The following is a 17,487-nucleotide window of genomic DNA, read 5'->3' on the forward strand; positions in this document are numbered from 1 at the left end:
CATTTAAAACTCCGCTAATACAGGGAATTTATAACCTTTAAAATCTAACTCTTTATTACTTCGAACCATTAAATACTTATTAGACTGTAATTCTGTAAACTGCACATCCTCAATCCCTAATTGATCAGGAGAGAAGGAAAATTCGATTTCTGTAAATCTTTCAGCGATTTCCCCGCATATTTCATCTAAAACTGGCATTACTGGTGCAAATACTCCATAAAATTTCAACTTTTCATTATCTACTTCATACACTATTAGAGCATCTAGCTTCTCTGAATAATACAATTTCTCATTCCATTCCAAATCATACATATTCAAATAAAACGAAGGATGGAAGTTTAGTGTTGAAAAATTATTTGAAAGTCTTTGGCTACTATCAATAGTTTCATGTATTAACTTTCTATCCTCTTCCATATAATAATCTAACTTTCTAAGTAAGGAATCATTATTTTTCTTTTTATCATATGGAATAGTCATCAAATACTCCTGCACAACTTTAAACCCAAATGATGCATATAGTTCAGGATTTTCCGTAAACAATAAAGTACATTCACATTTCTTATCGATTTCTTCTATCATTTTACTCATTAATTGTGTCATGAGTCCTTGTCTACGAAAATCAGGATGTGTCATTACCGATTGAATTCCCGCTGCATTTATTCTTTCACCATTTATTAGCAATGGTAGCGAAAATACCGCAACATTTGCAATCGCTTTATCGTCATGTAAAAATGATAAAGCCTTGTATGTATCATCCCAATAACCTCTCTCTGAAAAATCATTCAATGTTTGAATTGTAATCCCAAACACTTCTTCAAATAAAGGAAATAACTGCTCTCTTTTCGGTTCTTCTAAAAGAAGTTTTTCAAAATTTTCAACATTCCCCATGTTGTCCCTCCATACGTTAATTCCATCAAATTAGATATAGTTGTAGAACCTGCTCTTAAAGTAATAGGTCTTACCAATCAATATACTATCATAAAATATAAAAAAAAAGTCTAATTAATTTTATGTTTTGACTATTCGAAAATAAGTCGAATAAAACAATATTAGGATTTTTGAATATTAATAAGTTTATTATATAAAAATAGTGCTTTCTACTTCGTTTCTACTCATAGAAATACACCATTTATAAAAAATATTTTTTATTATTTTTTTCCTTCTAGTCTCTCCTTCGTATTAATTTCTTCTCCTCTCATTCGCTTTTCAAATGTATTTCTCCAACTTGTAGAAAGCGCATGTACTTCTAAGACCCTTTTTAGCCCTTCCATATTTTGTTTTTCCTTATGCATAATACGATTAGCAGATGCTACTGTCACACCTTTCGGATCAGACTTTATTAACTTTAACGTATCAACAGGCGATACCCAACCTTCTTCTAATACACGAAAATAAAACCCTGTATATCCTGTTTCTTGAAAATATAATGGTAACTTTGGAATATTGTATTTCTTTGCTAATTTAAAACAAGGTTGTCTTGGCTGCGTTACTTGTACAATTGCTTCTCCAATTTGAAATGTATCCCCAATACAAACATCCTCTTCACGCATATCACTAATTGTTATATTTTCTCCGAATGCCCCGTATACAAGTGCTTGATTCAACTCTTTTTCCCAATATCCATAATGTTCTCCCGAATACACACAAACCGCTTTATCTACTCCGCCATGATGAACTAAATCCGCTTGACCATCTCCATTAAATTTTACAAAGGATAAAAACACCGGTTCTTTTACTTGTTTCTTATTTATGCCTGTATGAATTACCTTTCCTCCGTATGTAACCTCTTTCGGTAACCCTATATTTAAAGATAATAATTGGTATTCATTAGCCATTCTTTTTCCTCCTTTACAGGTGTCACATGAATTTCTCCCTCGATTTATTTTCACAACTATCTCTGTTATATAAAGATGATTATAAAACCTAAAAAATCATTGTTCAATCCAATTATTTATATAATAATGATAGGTATAACCTATCATTAAGCTTGAGGTGATCCAAATCGAATTACGACAACTTGAATATTTTTTAGCCGTTTCAAAAGAATTGCATTTCACAAAAGCAGCTGAGAAATTAAATATTTCACAACCTTCACTTAGTCAGCAAATACGTGCATTAGAACATGAAGTTGGAATGCCCCTTTTCGATCGCATTGGTAAAAAAATATCTTTAACTGACGCAGGACGGATTTTATTATTACATAGTAAAAAGATTTTTCATGAAGTTGAACAAGCTCGTTCCGCTATTCAAGACTTAAACGGATTACAGCAAGGTGCCTTAACAATTGGATCTTTGCTAACTGTCGTAAATTATTTACTACCATCAACTATTTTAAATTTTAATCATTTATATCCCAATATAGAACTTTCTGTATTAGGGCTTCGCACCGGAGATATTCGTGAAAAATTATTACAAAATGAACTAGACATTGGCATTACATTTCTCCCGGTGCAAGATAAAGAGATTATTTCTAGCCCTCTATACAAAAGTGAACTTACATTAGTCGTACCAACCGGTCATCAATTAGCTGAACGTAATCATGTATCTATTGCTGAATTACAGAACTACCCTTTAATTCTTTTACCTAAAAATTTCTTTTTAACCGAACTCATTACATCTCATTGTCAAAAATTCAACTTTAAACCAAAACCAATTTTAGAAATTAGTACGATGGAATCTTTAATCCAAATGGTTTCAAAAGGAATGGGAATGACAGTGTTACCAAAACCGTATATAGACTTTTTACAAAATAAAAACATTCAAGCTATTAAAATAGAAAATCCTACTCCCACAATTGAAATAGGACTTATTTACAGAAAAGATAAATATATGTGTGCTGCAACTCGAGAATTCATTAAGCAATTGAAAATAACCGTATATTCTTTACAAAATTAAACGAACAAAAGAGATTATCCTATGAAGTCGTTTCATAACGACCTAGTAGAATAATCTCTTTTCATAATAAGGTAAAATATTACCTATAAATTTTAGTGTACCTTTTTGGAAATTGGAATATATTTTGTAAAATAAGCCCCGACTAACAATAATACGATTGAAAATAACACTGTAAAAATACCATCAAAATGAAACCAATATGCTAACATATTAAAGATTGCAAGTGAAAAGAAACAAATTGAAGTTAACGCACTCTTCAATCCTGTTATTTCTGCTTTTTTTCTTTTTTGATACGCAATATACATGGAAATGGCTAAAAAAATGATAAAAACAATCGTTAACAAAACTTTTAGCATCGGTAATCCCCCCAGTATAAATAACCCCTTCAGTACTACCATCTTATCCCATTTATCTCTTTGGAATCAATTTATTATTCTCTTCTCTCCAAAAATCAGTATAAGTTTTATTTTCAAAGTTTATGTTTACCTCAGAAAAAGGAAGACTTCCCCCAACCTCCAACGGGTACCAGTCATTTAAAAGTGGTGATCCGAAACAAATATTCATTGTGCATTCATGTAAATCAAATAATACAGAATGCAAAGTTCCAAACCATTCTTCATAATTATGCACCGTGAGTCCGGCAGGATATTCTTTTTCTACTAATCCTTTTAATGACTCCATACTCACTTGTTCATTTTGATTTAAATGTTCATACAATGTGTGATATCTGTTTGTAGATTGTTCTAATCTCCTATTATTTAATTTTTGAATAGGTAAACTGGTCGCATGGTTTGTTGATACGATAAAGTCTTGGCTTATCTCATCAATTGTGTTTATTGATTTGTATCCGTCAAATATTTCAATACGTGCTGCGTCTAAAGGATCCGCTACTATTAGATTAATATTACTAGCAATCGGTATCTCTTCTATTAGTGCCTTAGCCTCCAGCACATTTTTGCATTTCTCCAATAACAATCTAATGACGGCAAAACATTGTAAACCACTTATCGCTGGCTTTCTTAAACCAGCAATATTTCCTACCGGTTGGCCACATGCTGAAAATGTAACAGATAATCCATGCTCGTTAACTCCTTCCGTTCGACCAAAATATTGAGTAGAAAAGCCACTATGTGCATATGCACCTTCAACATGAGTCGAACAAAAGCGCATATCATCTATTACTGGTGACAAATCATAGTTTCTTAATACATAAGTATGCTTTAAATCTGTCTTTTTAGGTAAAACGGCACAATGGCTACAACCTGCTTTTAATAGTGTTTGATAATAATACATCATATTTTCAGATGGAATTTTTAATACTTCACAAAACCCTTCAATCTCTTCATTAATTCCTGGACAATAATTATGTAATATATTCCTAGATTCTGTCCAATGGTGATGCGATATTAAATTTTCTTTCTGTATAAATTGCGGAATGAGATAAGGATGTTGTTTTACAAATTCCCCTTGTTGCTTACCAATTTCATAATACCTTCCTTTTAGCGATGAAAAATACCCCTTTACTTGATACATCTAATTCCCCCTTATTGAATTTATCCATATCGTACCAAATAAACTTTATTCATTCTTGATGTTTTTTACTGTCTTTCAAATCGAATGCGGCTGGAATAAAGCGAACAGTTATAAAATAAAAACTAGGAAACTGTAATCTTTAACAGTTCCCTAGTTTCCTTAATACTAAATGATTCTCTCTTCCACCATCGTTTCTGCAATTTGCACTGAGTTCCACGCCGCACCTTTTAATAAATTATCGGAAACAATCCAAAGATGGAATCCGTTTGGTGTATCAGGATCTTTTCTAATTCTACCGACAAATGTATCTATTTTCCCTTCTGCGTATAATGGCATTGGATACAACTGTTCACCAGGGTTATCCTGCAAAATAACACCTGGTGCATCAAACAATACTTCTTTAATTTCTGCAACAGTTGCTTCTTTTTCAAGTTCAATATAAACCGATTCTGAATGCCCTGATACGACTGGAACACGCACACAAGTAGCTGCCATTTTTAAATTAGGATCTTCTAAAATTTTCTTCGTTTCTTGAATCATTTTTACTTCTTCAAATGTGAAATCATTATCCGTGAATATATCTACTTGAGGTAGTACATTAAATGCAATTGGATAATGTTTTTTATCTTTTTTCGCTGGTAATATAGTACTCTCCACTTCTTCACCTGCAAGTATTGACTTAGCCTGCTCTTTTAATTCTTGAATCGCATGAATACCAGAACCCGATACAGCTTGATAAGTGGAAACGATAATTCGTTCTAATCCGAATGCTTTTCGTATTGGCTGAAGAGCTGTTACCATCTGTAATGCTGAACAATTCGGAACTGCAATAATACCTTTATGCTCCTTTAAAGTGTGCGCATTTACTTCCGGAACAACGAGTGGTACATCGCGCGCCATTCGGTATTCACTCGTATTGTCAATTACGATTGCACCACTAGACACTGCATGATTAACAAATCGTTTAGAAACTTCTCCTCCTGCACTAAAAAAGGCAATATCTACTCCTTCAAAGCTAGTTGCTTTTGCCTCTTGTATTATTATCTCTCGTCCTTTGAATTGAACTACCTTGCCAGCCGATCGTTTTGACGAAAGTAATGTAACTTCAACAATATTAAAATTAGTTTCTTTCTCTAACAGTTCAATAATTTTCTGTCCTACTGCACCTGTAGCACCAACTACAGCTACATGATAGCCCTTTTTGAACATCATTTCTCCTCCAATATAACTTAAATTAGTATTTCTATAATTTCATTTTATAAAGAATTTAATCATTTGGAAAATTGAAATACGTGATATAATCATTCACAAATCATGATAATAAAAGAGGGATTGCTTATGGAAATGAGACATGTTAAAACTTTTTGTGCCATTGTTAAGTATGGTAGCTTTTCTAAAGCTGCTCATGCGTTAGGTTATGCGCAATCTACTGTAACAGCGCATATGAAATCATTAGAAAACGATTTACACCTCCCTCTTTTTGATCGATTAGGGAAGAAAATACTTCTTACAAAAGCAGGTCATCAATTTCATCCTTATGCCCTAGAGTTACTAGCTATTTATGAAAAAGCACAAGAAATCCCTCAAAATAGTGATAATTTAGAGGGAACATTAAGTATTACATCTAACGAATCATTAGCAGTGTACCGATTACCACAATTATTACGTACTTACAAACAGGAAAATCCGAAAGTAAATATCGTACTGGAAACAAATACAAACGAACAAGCAATGAATAAGCTACGTGAAGGAGAAACAGATATTATTTTCATAATTGGGGAAAGTATGGAACATAATGATTTTATTACGCTTACTTTTTGTAATGAAGCATTTGGATGGATTTTACCTACACATTACTCAACACACTCTAATCCATATCGTTTACTAAACGATACCCAGTTTATCTTTACAGAACAAAGCTGCGGCTATAGACCGATGGTAGATCGTTTTTTACGGCAAAGCGGAAATATTCCAGCTAAAACATTTGAAACTTCCAACGTTGAAGTCATTAAACAATCTGTCATGTGCGAGTTAGGAATTTCAATTCTTCCTTACATCGTTGTACAAGAAAGTTGCGAAAAAGAGCAACTCTGTTTTCAGCCTATCGAAACACCAGTAGTTATTCAAAGCCATGCAATCTATCATAAATCTAGATGGATTTCACCCGTTTTACAATCGTTTCTTTCCTTACTAGAAAGAGACTAAAAGGTGCACACAAAAAAGAGTAACTGCCTAATAAGCACTTACTCTCTTCCAATGTTATCTTATTTATTAGTCTGTCCCCCGCCTGCAATTAATTTACTACCTGAATATGTACCTTTTTGCATAAACAGTTGATTAATTAACTCTTTTTGTTCCGCTTCTGACATTACTCCTTTACCTTCGCCTAAATTCCCGCTTTGTAGTTTCCAAATCTTATTGTGATCCGCGTCCATCTTTTCATATTTCCCCTGTTTCCATCTCTCTAAAATGTCTGCATATGTATTTCCTTGTACTAAATCATTACTCTTTACAATATCAAGTAAACTTTCAATTCGTTCTTGTGTGATAAAAATATAGCCCCACTTTTGATCAGCTTTCGTTTTTTGATGAGCCATTTCATGTAATGCTGTCTGTATGTTCTCATCTGTCCACTTGAAATTTTTATTAAAACCGCTATTCGGTAATGAATGATTGCCATTTTCTAAAAGCTTTGCATCTTCAGCTTTTACATTACTATCAGCTAGTACTTCGGCTGCCGGAGCTGCTGGTGATGCCTTTCTCGCTGCTGGTTTACTATTATTCAAATAATATAACATACCATATGTTAAACCTACTCCGATTACTGCCATACCAGCTATTATACTTATTATTTTTAATAAGGTTTTCATCTTGCTAGTTTCCTCCCACGTATCCCATTTCATATTTTCTATTCCCAGAGCCACATACATATTTCCTTATATTATATTTCTTTTCCTCATAAATCGAAAGATTATTCTGTCAAAATAACCCATCTATTTCAAATCCAACTCTAAGCATTTCGTTTTTAATTTATAAAAGTATATGCTAGCCTACCTATAAAGGAGATGAATAAATATGAGTTTATTGTATAGCGGATTAACTTTTTTAAACTTTGACGATACGTATTTATTACAAAATAAACTTCATTCTTATTCACATGAAGATATTGATTTTAGTCATTTAGAGCACGCGAACCTATATTGCGAGACCCCTTCTTTAATGCGGATAAAACAGGAGTTAAACCGTAGAAAGCAAAAAGGAGTCACTTTTATCGGTTCTGGAAATTATCACTATGTATCTTATTTACTACTAAAAGAAATAAACGAGCCATTTACCCTTATTTTATTTGATCATCACACTGACATAAACTTAAAAGAAGAAAAGGAACATACTCTTATTTCTTGCGGGTCATGGGTATCGTTCGCTCTTCAAAATAACCCGAAATTAAAGAAAGTAATTATGATTGGACCTTCTTCTTTAACAATTCATTCCAACGATTATTCATGCGTAGAAGTGTTCCCAATAGATACGTCAAACGAAGTATCTACACATACAATACTTTCGCATATTCATACAAACACTATATATGTAAGCATCGATAAAGATGTTTTAGACTCAAAAGTAACTATTACGAATTGGGATCAAGGACACATGGAACTCCCTACACTTTTAAAATGTATTCATTCTCTTATTAAGAATAAAGAAGTATATGGTATCGATATTTGTGGTGAACTACCAGTTTACCCTTCTCAGCTCTTTCTAGCTAAATATACAAATGCTATTAAAAAAAATGAAAAAGCCAACTTACAAATTTTAAATTCCATATATAATACATAAAAAAACAACGAGTACCTTATAAGGCACTCGTTGTTTTTTTATGCACGATGTTCTTTTAACCACTTCGTAATTGCATCTAACCGCGAAACATCAAAACGGCTCTTTTCACACACATTTAAACTGTTTACAATTTCTAATTCATTCGATTTTACACTTTTCGCGTCAATCAGTTTACAGTACCCGTCTGTAACGGTATTTAAATTTTCATAATAACGTTGAAACGATTTTGATATATGTAAATGTTTTTCAAAGTTTCTTCTTCTTTTTGTCTCGTCAGATTCTTTCCGTTTTCTAAGTTCTTTATCATTCGTATATAAATAAAAATATTGATCAGGAAAACCAATTTCCTTATTGATCAGCTTTTCTTTATAAAAGCTTTCTATTAAAGATAATGGCTGATCAAATATATCAAAATGGAAACACCAATTATAACTAAGTGGCTGGTAAATGTCGCCATCAAGTATTACTAATTCATATTGCTTCGACTTCTGCACTGCTATTTTCCAGCGCTCTACTTGTTTTTCAAAATACCATGTTCTATGTTCGTTTTTTGGTCTTTCAAATAATACATTCACTTCAGGTATAATGTACGCACCATAATTTTTTTCTAACTCACGACACGTGGTACTCTTACCAACCGCGCTCGCTCCCTCAAACGCTATAATCCCCATAATTTCTCCCACTTTCATTAATTTAGAACTGTTCGCTTCGCTTTTCCCTCCACAACTGTCTCCATAGAACAATGGAAGCGATAGAAAGCATGATTGTTGTTATAATACTACCCTCAATCCCGAACGAACCTCCATGAAGGAATTCCGATCCGTTTGTTATAGGTTTAAAAATTGGTGTAGAATACATTGCCATTCCACTTACCGCAAAACCAAATACGTTGTATTGTGCCCAATTCCAAATGGAATGCCATGCACATATCCCCCAAAGACTACTGTCTTTCAAAACGTAAAAAGCTGCAAATACACCAACTAATATTATATTCGATATTGAAAGAATTGTAATACCTGGATTTAGTAAATGAAGAAAACCAAATAAAAAAGAAGTAACAACAATCCCAATCCATATACGGCTTCTAACAGAAAGGACTGGAAATAACCAACCTCTAACAACGATTTCTTCTGTTGCACCTTGTATTAAAAAAGCAACTAAAGATCCTGTAATTCCAAGTATAGCTGTTGGTGTAATTTGTTGCATTTGTAATTGTGCATTTCCTGTTACTAGAAGGAGAAGGACTGGTATTGAAATGAAAATAAAACCTAATGATGCACCTCTCAAATATTTTCTAATCCACTCGTTTCTCCAAAATCCAATGGATGAAATTGATCTTTTCTCTACAAATCTAATCCATAAAAAAACAAAAAATATAGCTCCGCCAAACGTCAATATCATCTCAATATCACTATAAATTTCCTTCATTAAAAGTGTTTCTGCTTTCGGTAAAAAAAACATAAATAACATGAACAATTCACCTAAAGTTAAAAATACAATAGCAAGTATAACAGCAAATACCGGATGAACTTTTTTTCTTCCTTCTTTAGCTGCTTCAATTATTTTAAATTGAGTAAATTGCAATATTCTCTCCTCCTTAACAAATATATCAATTCTTTATATTGTTTTTCTAATAAAAATTCCCAATAAAAATGTTCTTAGTTTAGCATAAACCCAAATTAGGAATAATATATAAATAAAAGAGATGACTTTGTGCGTTTTACTATTATCACCAAGATTATTCACTGGTATTACCAGCACTTGCTATTTCACACCATTTGTTGTAAGATAGTAATTAAGGTCAATTTAACACTATATTTTCTTTGCATATTATCAAGTATCAATCAGGAACATTTTGTACTACTTATTGGTTTTTGATAATATGTGAACTTTTATTTTTCATTCAAATAAGGCCGATCATATTGTAATCTTTTAAATTTTAGGAGGCATTACCATGACATTAACAGGTAAAGTAAAATGGTTTAACAGCGAAAAAGGTTTCGGTTTCATCGAAGTTGAAGGCGGTAACGACGTATTCGTTCACTTCTCAGCTATCACTGGCGACGGCTTCAAATCTCTTGACGAAGGTCAAGAAGTTAGCTTCGAAGTTGAAGACGGTAACCGTGGACCTCAAGCTAAAAACGTTGTAAAGCTATAATTTAAACAATAAAAAGGTTGTTACCAGCACGGTTAACAACCTTTTTAATATATAACTAAAATTTTTTACATAAAAGGAGTGGTTACATGTATCGCAATCGAAAGAACGATGTAGCAGAAGTACCACCAGAACAAACCCCTGTTTGGGAATGTGAAGCAGAGGATTGTTTAGGATGGATGAGAAAGAACTTTTCATTTGAAGAAGAGCCTAAATGCCCTTTATGTAAAAGTAGCATGAAAAGCGGAGAACGTTTATTACCTAAATTAGGTTAACTTTTACTTAACCCCTCTTTTATAAGAGGGGTTTTTTGTTATAAATTTATTTCCTCTACATCCGTTCGAACTATAGAATACAGCAGTGCATCATGTTGCTTATTTCCTTGATGAATATATCCACGTAATAACCCTTCCTTATGAAATCCTATTTTAGATAACATTTTACAAGAAGTAACATTTTCAGGGTATGTAATAGCTCCAATTCTAAATAAGCCTAAATCTTGAAATCCATAATGAATAATTTCCCCGGCCGCTTCTGACGCATAACCATTCCCCCAATAACGAGGATGTAAGTCATATCCAATTTCAGATCGTTTACTCCATAGTTGTAAATTATTCAATCCAATTGTACCTACTAAAGTATTAGTTTCTTTTAATACAATCCCCCATCGTATCGCCTTTTTCTCAAAATAATTTTTTGAAAAAGATTCAATCATACGTGAAGCTTGTCCAAACTCCGTAAAAGAATTCATACCGTAATAACATGTTACCTCATCTAATGAAAAGATTTCATATATTTTTTGACAATAAGATTGTTCTATTTCAACTAAACGCAAACGTTCAGTTTCTAATATAGGAAATGCCATAGAATCATTCCTTTCTTTCTACTTATTCATTATAGCAGAAAAAATATTTATAATTAGGAAAGTCCTTAATGTCCCATTAATCAAATATTTCAAGAGAAGCTTATTCTCTTAATTCAATACGAACTAAGAGTAACCCTTCTTGCTTTTATATGATTAAAAAAATAAAGAGATAATTATAGTATTTTAATCATCTCTTTATTCTCTAATTTTAAAATTAATTTTATTATTTTCATCTCCATCACTCCGCTCATAGTAATATGTCTTATTAATTTGATTCCTTGCTTACTTTTCCCTTCTAAAACAACACCCTACTCCATACATTTATGGTAAAATATAGTTAAAATTAATTTTATTATGGAGGTGTATATTTTCTATGTATATATTCATCGGTTTATCCCTCTTACTCATATTACTCATATTTTTATTTGCAAAAAAGTTCGCTCCAAACTCATTCATGATGACTAGTTTTAAAGGAAATAGCTTTAAAACATTTTCAATCACCATTTTAATCGCCGCAACCTTTTCACTTTCCTATGGAATCTACCACGCAGCAACATACCAACCTAAACATTTAGATATCACACTACAAAATCAAAACTTTACTGTTTTCGGTAATGTTGGGGAGCTTGGATATTTCTCAGAAGAGTTACTAAAAAAAGATACAGAAGTTGAACTACATTTGGCTTCTTGGAAACAATTGCAATTAAATAATCCAGAAATAATAGTAAACTACCCTTCAGGAAAACAAGAATCATGGAAACCGAACATAACGTTACTTCCTGCTAATACATTAAAAGAGAAACACGGTATAAAAGAACTTTATCAACTCTCTTCCTATTCATTTAAAGAGTCCGGGGACATAACATTAACGATTACTGAAAATAATACAACTAATAAAAAAATCCCCATTCAAGTGAAATAAATAAAACGTCCCTCCAATATACTGGAAGGACGTTTTATTTATATATGTATTCTATTTTGACGGTTCATTTAATTTTGCAATTATTTCATTTGCAGTGTTCTTGCCATTTCCAATGCACGCACCAATTCCGACACCGTAATATGAAGCGCCAGCTAAGTATACATTCGGATAAAAATCCGACATTTTTTCTTGTAATGTTTGAACCGCTTGATTGTGTTCTAAATGATATTTCGGCATTAAATCTTTCCAATTTGTAACTTCAACTACTTCTGGTTCACCTTTAATTCCGAGACTCTTTTCAATATCATATAAAGCAACTCGTACTAATTCCTCTTCACTATAATTTTTAATCGTTTCATATACTGGATTGGTACTTTTATAAAACATTCTTACTAATAGCTTTTGTTTTCCAGATGTATGTTTCCACTTCCTGCTTGTCCATGTACAAGCATCACAATGTAAATCACTGTTTTCCGTTACGATAAATCCTGTACCGTCCGCCGGTAATTGTTCATCTAGTATGTCAAATCCTAAATAAATACTTATAAGAGATGAGTTTTTAAATGTATGAAACTGCTCATTTAACTCATTAGACTGCAACAAATTTTCTGCGATATCATGCGGAGCTGCTACAACAACATAATCAGCTTGGATTGATTCATGATTTGCAAAGGAGATTTCATAGCGATCACCTTGTTTCCTTACAGCTGTCGTTATAGCGCCTTTCGTAACTACTGTCTCAGTCAGTACTTCTTCTAAACGATCAATAATCGTAGATAGTCCACCTTTAAATGATACGAACTTTTTGTTTCCCGCTGATTGAAACTGTTTTTTATTCTCTTCAAAACCTTTAATAATACTTCCATATTTATTTTTATAATCCAGTAAATACGGTAATGTCGATGCCATAGTAAGTTCATTCAATTTACCGGAATATACACCTGAAAGCACTGGAGCGATTTGTCTTTCCACTAACTCTTTCCCTAAAAAGCTTTCTAGAAATAAAGCAAGTGAAGTATCTTTCGTAAACTCTTTATTTTTCGTTATGAAATCTTTTAAAGCAACAATTTTCCCTTTCGTTGATACTAGCGTACTGCTAAATAATGACTCGACACTCATCGGTATCCCAAATATAGTATCAGAAGGAATTGGATGTAAAGTATTATCAGAATATATGTAAGAAATACCCGTTTCGTTATATACCATTTCTTCTTCTAAATTTAAATCTTTAACAAGCGGCATAACATGTTCATTACGAGCAACGATAGAATCTGCTCCTGACTCCATAATAAAATCCTTTTCTTCTACACTATGGATCTTACCACCTAAGTGCTTTTCTTTCTCTAAAAGGATTAAATTTAAATCTATTTTATTATCCTTTTTGAATTTTTCTAAATAAAACATAGTAGAAAGTCCCGTTATACCTCCACCGATAACAACAACTGTTTTCATATGTGCTGCGCTCCTAACCGATACAATTAATAATTCCTTTCTTATTATAACCAAAAGTCCTTATATTCGACTAGCAGCTTGCGCATTCTGTAAGAAATTAGACAATATATTCGAATAGACTCCTGGTTGATCATTATGTACTAAATGACCGGCAAACGGAATAACAGCAATATGAATATTGTTATTTAATTGTTTGAACGTTGTAGCAGCTACAACTTCATCTTCTGAATCTCCCCCAGCAATACAAAGTGTAGGTACATGAAGATTAGCTACATCACCAGTTTCGTCGAATGGGTACCAATCTTTAACTTGCCACGATTCAAGCAATGCTTTCCAATCACTTTTTTCATGAATTTGATTCATATACGTTACTACTTCTTCATTTTCCATCAGTTGCTGATGACAATTCGCTTCATACTCCTGAGACTCCTCCCAATTTCCACTCTTAACCGGAAAGATACCTGAAAAAGTTAACGTTCTTACTCTATCTGGATAGTTTTTTGCAAATAATAAAGCGACTAATCCTCCTAGCGAAACACCAGCTATATGACATCTATCAATTTGTAAATGCACTAATGTATCATGTAAATCCTTTACAGAACGTAGGAAATAATTCTCCAATGCCCCCCCTGACTTTCCATGCCCTCTTAAATCAGGACGAATGACTTGATAATTTTTTTCTTGAAAAAATGCTACCTGCTCTTCGAATTCTACTAAACCTGTCATACCACCAGAGTGTAAAAGTACCATTGGTTCCCCTTCACCTGAAATATGAGTATGTAAAATCATATATAGCCCTCCTTAGAAACAGAATATTCCATCTATTATAAGTATATAGGATATACATTTGAATTCCCAAATAAAAAAGAACTATAACATTTTCACATCATGTCATAGTTCTTTCTATTTTAAAAACATAAAGTAATTAATCAGTTTGTCTAATTCTTGGCTTAATGCCAATACTTTTTCATGTTGAATTCCATAATCCGATACTAAATATAAAAGCTCTTCTTTCTTTATTTCAATGACTTTTTCCAATTTCACTAATTCCATGTCGTTTTACTTCTCTCTCCAATACTAAAATGTATGTATTTTAGTATAGCCTATTTACATAATTAGTAAAAGCAAAATACACATGTAAAAATATTACAAATATTAAAATAATATACTATCAACAAGCAATTTTAATTGAGCCCTTTATATAAATCATTAAACTTCACTACGTATTAATAATAAATCGATATTTCTCTAATGTTATATCTTTATATTTTGGAGCCCTCTTAATATGATCAAAGTAACTATATGAGAATTTAAAGACATGTCCGAAATCCCAATCAAATGCACTATAGTCTTTTAACCAGAATTGATTTTCTGTTGGTAATACATGAGCACGTTTAGATTCGATTAAAGGTAAACGATCTATAGGTGAGTGCAAGTTTATTTCAGTATTCGGCATAAGATTTTGACTAGCACGTAACACGTATACTAGCTTTAACAGTGGACGCAACGCTCGGTAGAATATATCTCTATGCCCTAAGTCATACATAATATTAATTGCATGAGAAAAAGTAAGTAGATGACCAATTAAATCATGGTGTGCTTCCGCTCTATAAATAGTATGAAATTGCGAGAGCTCCTTTAAAATAAATGTAGATAATTGTTTCGGATTTCTTAATTCATTTACTATCTCATCATTTATATGTAATTGTTTTACTTCCTTTGTTGTAAAACCAATCCATGATCTGCCTGGAATTGTTTTTCGAAACGATAATATAAGATTAGTAATCCCTTCAATCTCTTGATTATCTCCCCATTTTTGTAACTCTTTTATAGCTAATAAACTTAATGCAGCATAAATGACATTATGCCCTACCCAATGAAGTTCATCAATTGTTTGTTCCAATGATTTTATAATCATTCTTTCAGCACTTTGAAAATCTATTTCTTCTTTTTTATCGATGACTTCACCTAGATTTTGCTTGATCAACATTATTTTTGTTTGGGAATACATATTACGAGTTATTTCTTCTTCCATATAGTTATCTTTCATGAAAAAATAACTAGCAATTGCAGCTGCTCCGAAATGTGCATGCCAAATATCATTTGTTAGTCTTTTACATCGAGAAATAATTGAAAGGCCATCTCTTAAAACAGTTTTATTTTCCATCTTTTTATCCCCCATCACTTTATACTCATCCTAAAGATGGCGTCAATACAAATAAAATATGATTAGATTCATCACTTTTATTTAAAAAACGATGTTTCACATTTGGCGGAATACGTACAACATCACCTTCTTCTAAAAAATATTCTTTTCCTTCTAATTCCACATACACTTCCCCTTTCATAACAACTGCAATCTCTTCCTTATCTTCATGTGAATAGTGACTTTCCGTTGTATTTGCTTTTTTATTTAAATCCATCATTAACATTTCAATACGTGCTTTCATAAAATCCGGTGTTAATACATCATATACAATGTGATCATTATTTTCCCGATATACTTTTTTTCGATCTTTTTTCTTAGATATGAGAGTATCTGTATCGATTTCATTAATAAAAAGTGTAAATAATGGTACATTTAATGCTTTCGCAATTAATTCTAATACACTTAAAGAAGGATTCGCATATCCTCGTTCAATTTGACTAATTAATGAAGTACTAATCCCAGCATAATCAGCAAATTCACGAATCGTCATATTATTTTTCTTGCGATAACTTAATACAGTTTGTCCGAGTCTATCATGTATCATTGTAAAAACTTCCTTTCGTCCATCATATTGCATGTTTCACTACCTTTGTGCTGACATAGTAAACAAAGGCAAATAATCCTTTCCTAACGTCTCAGGGACTTATATACTAACCATTGTACATTATATCGTATTTAGTTCATTATAATAAACATTCTATTGGAGGGACAAACTATGAAATCACCTATTCTTTCATATTGCATCTTATTTTTCGGCGTATTTGCCCTATCAACTTCAGCAATTTTTGTAAAATTAGCAGATGCTCCTGCGGCTATCATTGCTTTTTATCGATTATTATTTGCGGCACTCATTCTGTTACCCTTGTTACTTTTCAATAAAAATAATCGAAACGAGCTAAAGATAGTAACAAGAAGACAATGGGGGTTCGGTTTCATATCTGGATTATTTTTAGCTGCACATTATATACTTTGGTTTGAATCATTACAATATACTTCGGTAGCAAGTTCTACAGTTATCGTAACATTACAACCTTTATTTTCAATGATTGGTGGTTACTTTCTATTTAAAGAGAGATTTACAAAAGGAGCAATTATTGGTTGCCTCATCGCTATTTCAGGAAGTATTGTCATTGGATGGCAAGACTTCCAAATTAGTGGAGAAGCTTTATACGGGGATATTTTAGCGTTTATTGCGGCCGGAATTATTACAGTTTACTTTTTCATTAGCCAACATGTTCGTAAAGATGTATCACTTATACCATATTCGGTAATTAGTTATGGAAGTAGCGCCTGTTTTCTCGGTATATTTGCTTATATGCAAAATGAATCTTTCATTCACTACTCTACAAAAACTTGGCTATGCTTTATTGGCTTAGCGTTTGTTGCAACGATTTTAGGTCAAACAATATTCAATTGGTTATTAAAATGGATGAGTGCTACTGTAATCTCTATGAGCATTTTAGGAGAAACAATTGGAACTTGTATATTAGCGTACTTTATATTAAATGAGACTATTTCTATACAACAAGCACTAGGTATTTCAATTATTTTCATTGGTTTAGCATTATTTTTATTACAGCCAAATTCTAATAAAAAAGCATGACAGTATACTGTCATGC

21 protein-coding genes are annotated in these 17,487 nt (G+C 32.3%); 7 read left to right on the forward strand and 14 right to left on the reverse strand.

What is annotated here, in order from left to right; genetic code table 11:
- Positions 1–3 precede the first annotated feature (3 nt).
- Positions 4–888 carry a GNAT family N-acetyltransferase gene (locus tag VF726_RS26880; RefSeq protein ID WP_440173262.1) on the reverse strand — a complete coding sequence of 295 codons (885 nt, stop codon included), beginning with the start codon at positions 886–888 and terminating at the stop codon, positions 4–6.
- 260 nt (positions 889–1,148) lie between these two features.
- On the reverse strand, positions 1,149–1,835 hold the full coding sequence (locus VF726_RS26885) for an MOSC domain-containing protein (RefSeq protein ID WP_440173263.1): 687 nt from the start codon (positions 1,833–1,835) through the stop codon (positions 1,149–1,151).
- Between the two features lie 157 nt (positions 1,836–1,992).
- Here VF726_RS26885 and VF726_RS26890 point away from each other — a divergent pair, with 157 nt between their 5' ends.
- Entirely contained in the window at positions 1,993–2,895 is a 903-nt protein-coding gene (locus VF726_RS26890; RefSeq protein ID WP_440173265.1) for a LysR family transcriptional regulator, read from the forward strand.
- A gap of 92 nt (positions 2,896–2,987) precedes the next feature.
- Here VF726_RS26890 and VF726_RS26895 read toward each other — a convergent pair whose 3' ends face one another.
- From VF726_RS26895 to VF726_RS26905, 3 genes are all read right to left on the reverse strand, one after another.
- The gene (locus VF726_RS26895) at positions 2,988–3,251 is read right to left on the reverse strand and encodes a hypothetical protein (RefSeq protein WP_440173266.1); all 264 of its coding nucleotides are present in this window, start codon (positions 3,249–3,251) and stop codon (positions 2,988–2,990) included.
- A 52-nt stretch (positions 3,252–3,303) separates the two neighbouring features.
- Complete coding sequence (locus VF726_RS26900; RefSeq protein WP_440173267.1) at positions 3,304–4,428, reverse strand: C45 family autoproteolytic acyltransferase/hydolase; 1,125 nt, start codon at positions 4,426–4,428, stop codon at positions 3,304–3,306.
- Positions 4,429–4,593: 165 nt separating this feature from the next.
- Entirely contained in the window at positions 4,594–5,637 is a 1,044-nt protein-coding gene (locus VF726_RS26905) for an aspartate-semialdehyde dehydrogenase (protein ID WP_440173268.1), read from the reverse strand.
- 129 nt (positions 5,638–5,766) lie between these two features.
- Here VF726_RS26905 and VF726_RS26910 point away from each other — a divergent pair, with 129 nt between their 5' ends.
- Positions 5,767–6,633, forward strand: coding sequence for a LysR family transcriptional regulator (locus VF726_RS26910; RefSeq protein WP_440173269.1), 867 nt, complete (start codon positions 5,767–5,769; stop codon positions 6,631–6,633).
- 59 nt (positions 6,634–6,692) lie between these two features.
- On the opposite strand, the gene VF726_RS26915 is transcribed toward VF726_RS26910, so the two are convergent.
- Positions 6,693–7,298: a PRK06770 family protein gene (locus VF726_RS26915; RefSeq protein WP_440173270.1), complete on the reverse strand. Its 606-nt coding sequence runs from the start codon at positions 7,296–7,298 to the stop codon at positions 6,693–6,695.
- A 205-nt stretch (positions 7,299–7,503) separates the two neighbouring features.
- On the opposite strand from VF726_RS26915, the gene VF726_RS26920 reads away from it, so the two are divergent.
- Positions 7,504–8,265: an arginase family protein gene (locus VF726_RS26920; RefSeq protein WP_440173272.1), complete on the forward strand. Its 762-nt coding sequence runs from the start codon at positions 7,504–7,506 to the stop codon at positions 8,263–8,265.
- Between the two features lie 38 nt (positions 8,266–8,303).
- On the opposite strand, the gene VF726_RS26925 is transcribed toward VF726_RS26920, so the two are convergent.
- Both VF726_RS26925 and VF726_RS26930 read right to left on the reverse strand, forming a co-directional pair.
- Positions 8,304–8,954, reverse strand: a complete 651-nt coding sequence (locus VF726_RS26925) for a chloramphenicol acetyltransferase (protein ID WP_440173273.1) — start codon at positions 8,952–8,954, stop codon at positions 8,304–8,306.
- 4 nt (positions 8,955–8,958) lie between these two features.
- Positions 8,959–9,849: a CPBP family intramembrane glutamic endopeptidase gene (locus VF726_RS26930; RefSeq protein ID WP_440173274.1), complete on the reverse strand. Its 891-nt coding sequence runs from the start codon at positions 9,847–9,849 to the stop codon at positions 8,959–8,961.
- 370 nt (positions 9,850–10,219) lie between these two features.
- Between VF726_RS26930 and cspD the strand changes: the two genes are divergently transcribed.
- Positions 10,220–10,423 (forward strand): cold-shock protein CspD, encoded by a 204-nt coding sequence (gene cspD, locus VF726_RS26935; RefSeq protein WP_000176368.1) that lies wholly within the window; start codon positions 10,220–10,222, stop codon positions 10,421–10,423.
- An 86-nt stretch (positions 10,424–10,509) separates the two neighbouring features.
- Entirely contained in the window at positions 10,510–10,695 is a 186-nt protein-coding gene (locus VF726_RS26940; RefSeq protein ID WP_000286198.1) for a cold-shock protein, read from the forward strand.
- A gap of 38 nt (positions 10,696–10,733) precedes the next feature.
- Here VF726_RS26940 and VF726_RS26945 read toward each other — a convergent pair whose 3' ends face one another.
- Complete coding sequence (locus VF726_RS26945; RefSeq protein WP_166705298.1) at positions 10,734–11,285, reverse strand: GNAT family N-acetyltransferase; 552 nt, start codon at positions 11,283–11,285, stop codon at positions 10,734–10,736.
- 373 nt (positions 11,286–11,658) lie between these two features.
- Here VF726_RS26945 and VF726_RS26950 point away from each other — a divergent pair, with 373 nt between their 5' ends.
- On the forward strand, positions 11,659–12,207 hold the full coding sequence (locus tag VF726_RS26950; RefSeq protein WP_440173275.1) for a hypothetical protein: 549 nt from the start codon (positions 11,659–11,661) through the stop codon (positions 12,205–12,207).
- Positions 12,208–12,258: 51 nt separating this feature from the next.
- Here the strand turns inward: VF726_RS26950 and VF726_RS26955 are convergent, their stop codons facing one another.
- The 5 genes from VF726_RS26955 to VF726_RS26975 form a co-directional block, all read right to left on the reverse strand.
- Positions 12,259–13,659 (reverse strand): protoporphyrinogen oxidase, encoded by a 1,401-nt coding sequence (locus tag VF726_RS26955; RefSeq protein ID WP_440173276.1) that lies wholly within the window; start codon positions 13,657–13,659, stop codon positions 12,259–12,261.
- Positions 13,660–13,719: 60 nt separating this feature from the next.
- Complete coding sequence (locus VF726_RS26960; protein WP_440173277.1) at positions 13,720–14,448, reverse strand: alpha/beta fold hydrolase; 729 nt, start codon at positions 14,446–14,448, stop codon at positions 13,720–13,722.
- 114 nt (positions 14,449–14,562) lie between these two features.
- Positions 14,563–14,712 (reverse strand): aspartyl-phosphate phosphatase Spo0E family protein, encoded by a 150-nt coding sequence (locus tag VF726_RS26965; protein WP_072191050.1) that lies wholly within the window; start codon positions 14,710–14,712, stop codon positions 14,563–14,565.
- 166 nt (positions 14,713–14,878) lie between these two features.
- A complete protein-coding gene (locus VF726_RS26970) occupies positions 14,879–15,826 on the reverse strand; it encodes a hypothetical protein (RefSeq protein WP_440173278.1) in 948 nt (315 codons plus the stop codon).
- Between the two features lie 25 nt (positions 15,827–15,851).
- Complete coding sequence (locus VF726_RS26975; protein ID WP_270705433.1) at positions 15,852–16,412, reverse strand: helix-turn-helix domain-containing protein; 561 nt, start codon at positions 16,410–16,412, stop codon at positions 15,852–15,854.
- 171 nt (positions 16,413–16,583) lie between these two features.
- On the opposite strand from VF726_RS26975, the gene VF726_RS26980 reads away from it, so the two are divergent.
- Positions 16,584–17,471, forward strand: coding sequence for a DMT family transporter (locus VF726_RS26980; protein ID WP_440173280.1), 888 nt, complete (start codon positions 16,584–16,586; stop codon positions 17,469–17,471).
- Positions 17,472–17,487: the final 16 nt, after the last annotated feature.

Source organism: Bacillus sp. Brlt_9, assembly GCF_051948935.1.
GTDB lineage: Bacteria > Bacillota > Bacilli > Bacillales > Bacillaceae_G > Bacillus_A.

Excerpts from the sequence above, each read along its gene's own strand:
- VF726_RS26925 (WP_440173273.1), bottom strand. The coding sequence starts at position 8,954 with ATGAAAGTGGGAGAAATTATGGGGATTATAGCGTTTGAGGGAGCGAGC.
- VF726_RS26955 (WP_440173276.1), bottom strand. The coding sequence starts at position 13,659 with ATGAAAACAGTTGTTGTTATCGGTGGAGGTATAACGGGACTTTCTACT.
- VF726_RS26975 (WP_270705433.1), bottom strand. The coding sequence starts at position 16,412 with ATGATACATGATAGACTCGGACAAACTGTATTAAGTTATCGCAAGAAA.
- VF726_RS26905 (WP_440173268.1), bottom strand. The coding sequence starts at position 5,637 with ATGTTCAAAAAGGGCTATCATGTAGCTGTAGTTGGTGCTACAGGTGCA.
- VF726_RS26950 (WP_440173275.1), top strand. The coding sequence starts at position 11,659 with ATGTATATATTCATCGGTTTATCCCTCTTACTCATATTACTCATATTT.
- cspD (WP_000176368.1), top strand. The coding sequence starts at position 10,220 with ATGACATTAACAGGTAAAGTAAAATGGTTTAACAGCGAAAAAGGTTTC.
- VF726_RS26965 (WP_072191050.1), bottom strand. The coding sequence starts at position 14,712 with ATGGAATTAGTGAAATTGGAAAAAGTCATTGAAATAAAGAAAGAAGAG.
- VF726_RS26885 (WP_440173263.1), bottom strand. The coding sequence starts at position 1,835 with ATGGCTAATGAATACCAATTATTATCTTTAAATATAGGGTTACCGAAA.
- VF726_RS26880 (WP_440173262.1), bottom strand. The coding sequence starts at position 888 with ATGGGGAATGTTGAAAATTTTGAAAAACTTCTTTTAGAAGAACCGAAA.
- VF726_RS26980 (WP_440173280.1), top strand. The coding sequence starts at position 16,584 with ATGAAATCACCTATTCTTTCATATTGCATCTTATTTTTCGGCGTATTT.
- VF726_RS26920 (WP_440173272.1), top strand. The coding sequence starts at position 7,504 with ATGAGTTTATTGTATAGCGGATTAACTTTTTTAAACTTTGACGATACG.
- VF726_RS26900 (WP_440173267.1), bottom strand. The coding sequence starts at position 4,428 with ATGTATCAAGTAAAGGGGTATTTTTCATCGCTAAAAGGAAGGTATTAT.
- VF726_RS26945 (WP_166705298.1), bottom strand. The coding sequence starts at position 11,285 with ATGGCATTTCCTATATTAGAAACTGAACGTTTGCGTTTAGTTGAAATA.
- VF726_RS26970 (WP_440173278.1), bottom strand. The coding sequence starts at position 15,826 with ATGGAAAATAAAACTGTTTTAAGAGATGGCCTTTCAATTATTTCTCGA.
- VF726_RS26910 (WP_440173269.1), top strand. The coding sequence starts at position 5,767 with ATGGAAATGAGACATGTTAAAACTTTTTGTGCCATTGTTAAGTATGGT.
- VF726_RS26940 (WP_000286198.1), top strand. The coding sequence starts at position 10,510 with ATGTATCGCAATCGAAAGAACGATGTAGCAGAAGTACCACCAGAACAA.
- VF726_RS26960 (WP_440173277.1), bottom strand. The coding sequence starts at position 14,448 with ATGATTTTACATACTCATATTTCAGGTGAAGGGGAACCAATGGTACTT.
- VF726_RS26915 (WP_440173270.1), bottom strand. The coding sequence starts at position 7,298 with ATGAAAACCTTATTAAAAATAATAAGTATAATAGCTGGTATGGCAGTA.
- VF726_RS26895 (WP_440173266.1), bottom strand. The coding sequence starts at position 3,251 with ATGCTAAAAGTTTTGTTAACGATTGTTTTTATCATTTTTTTAGCCATT.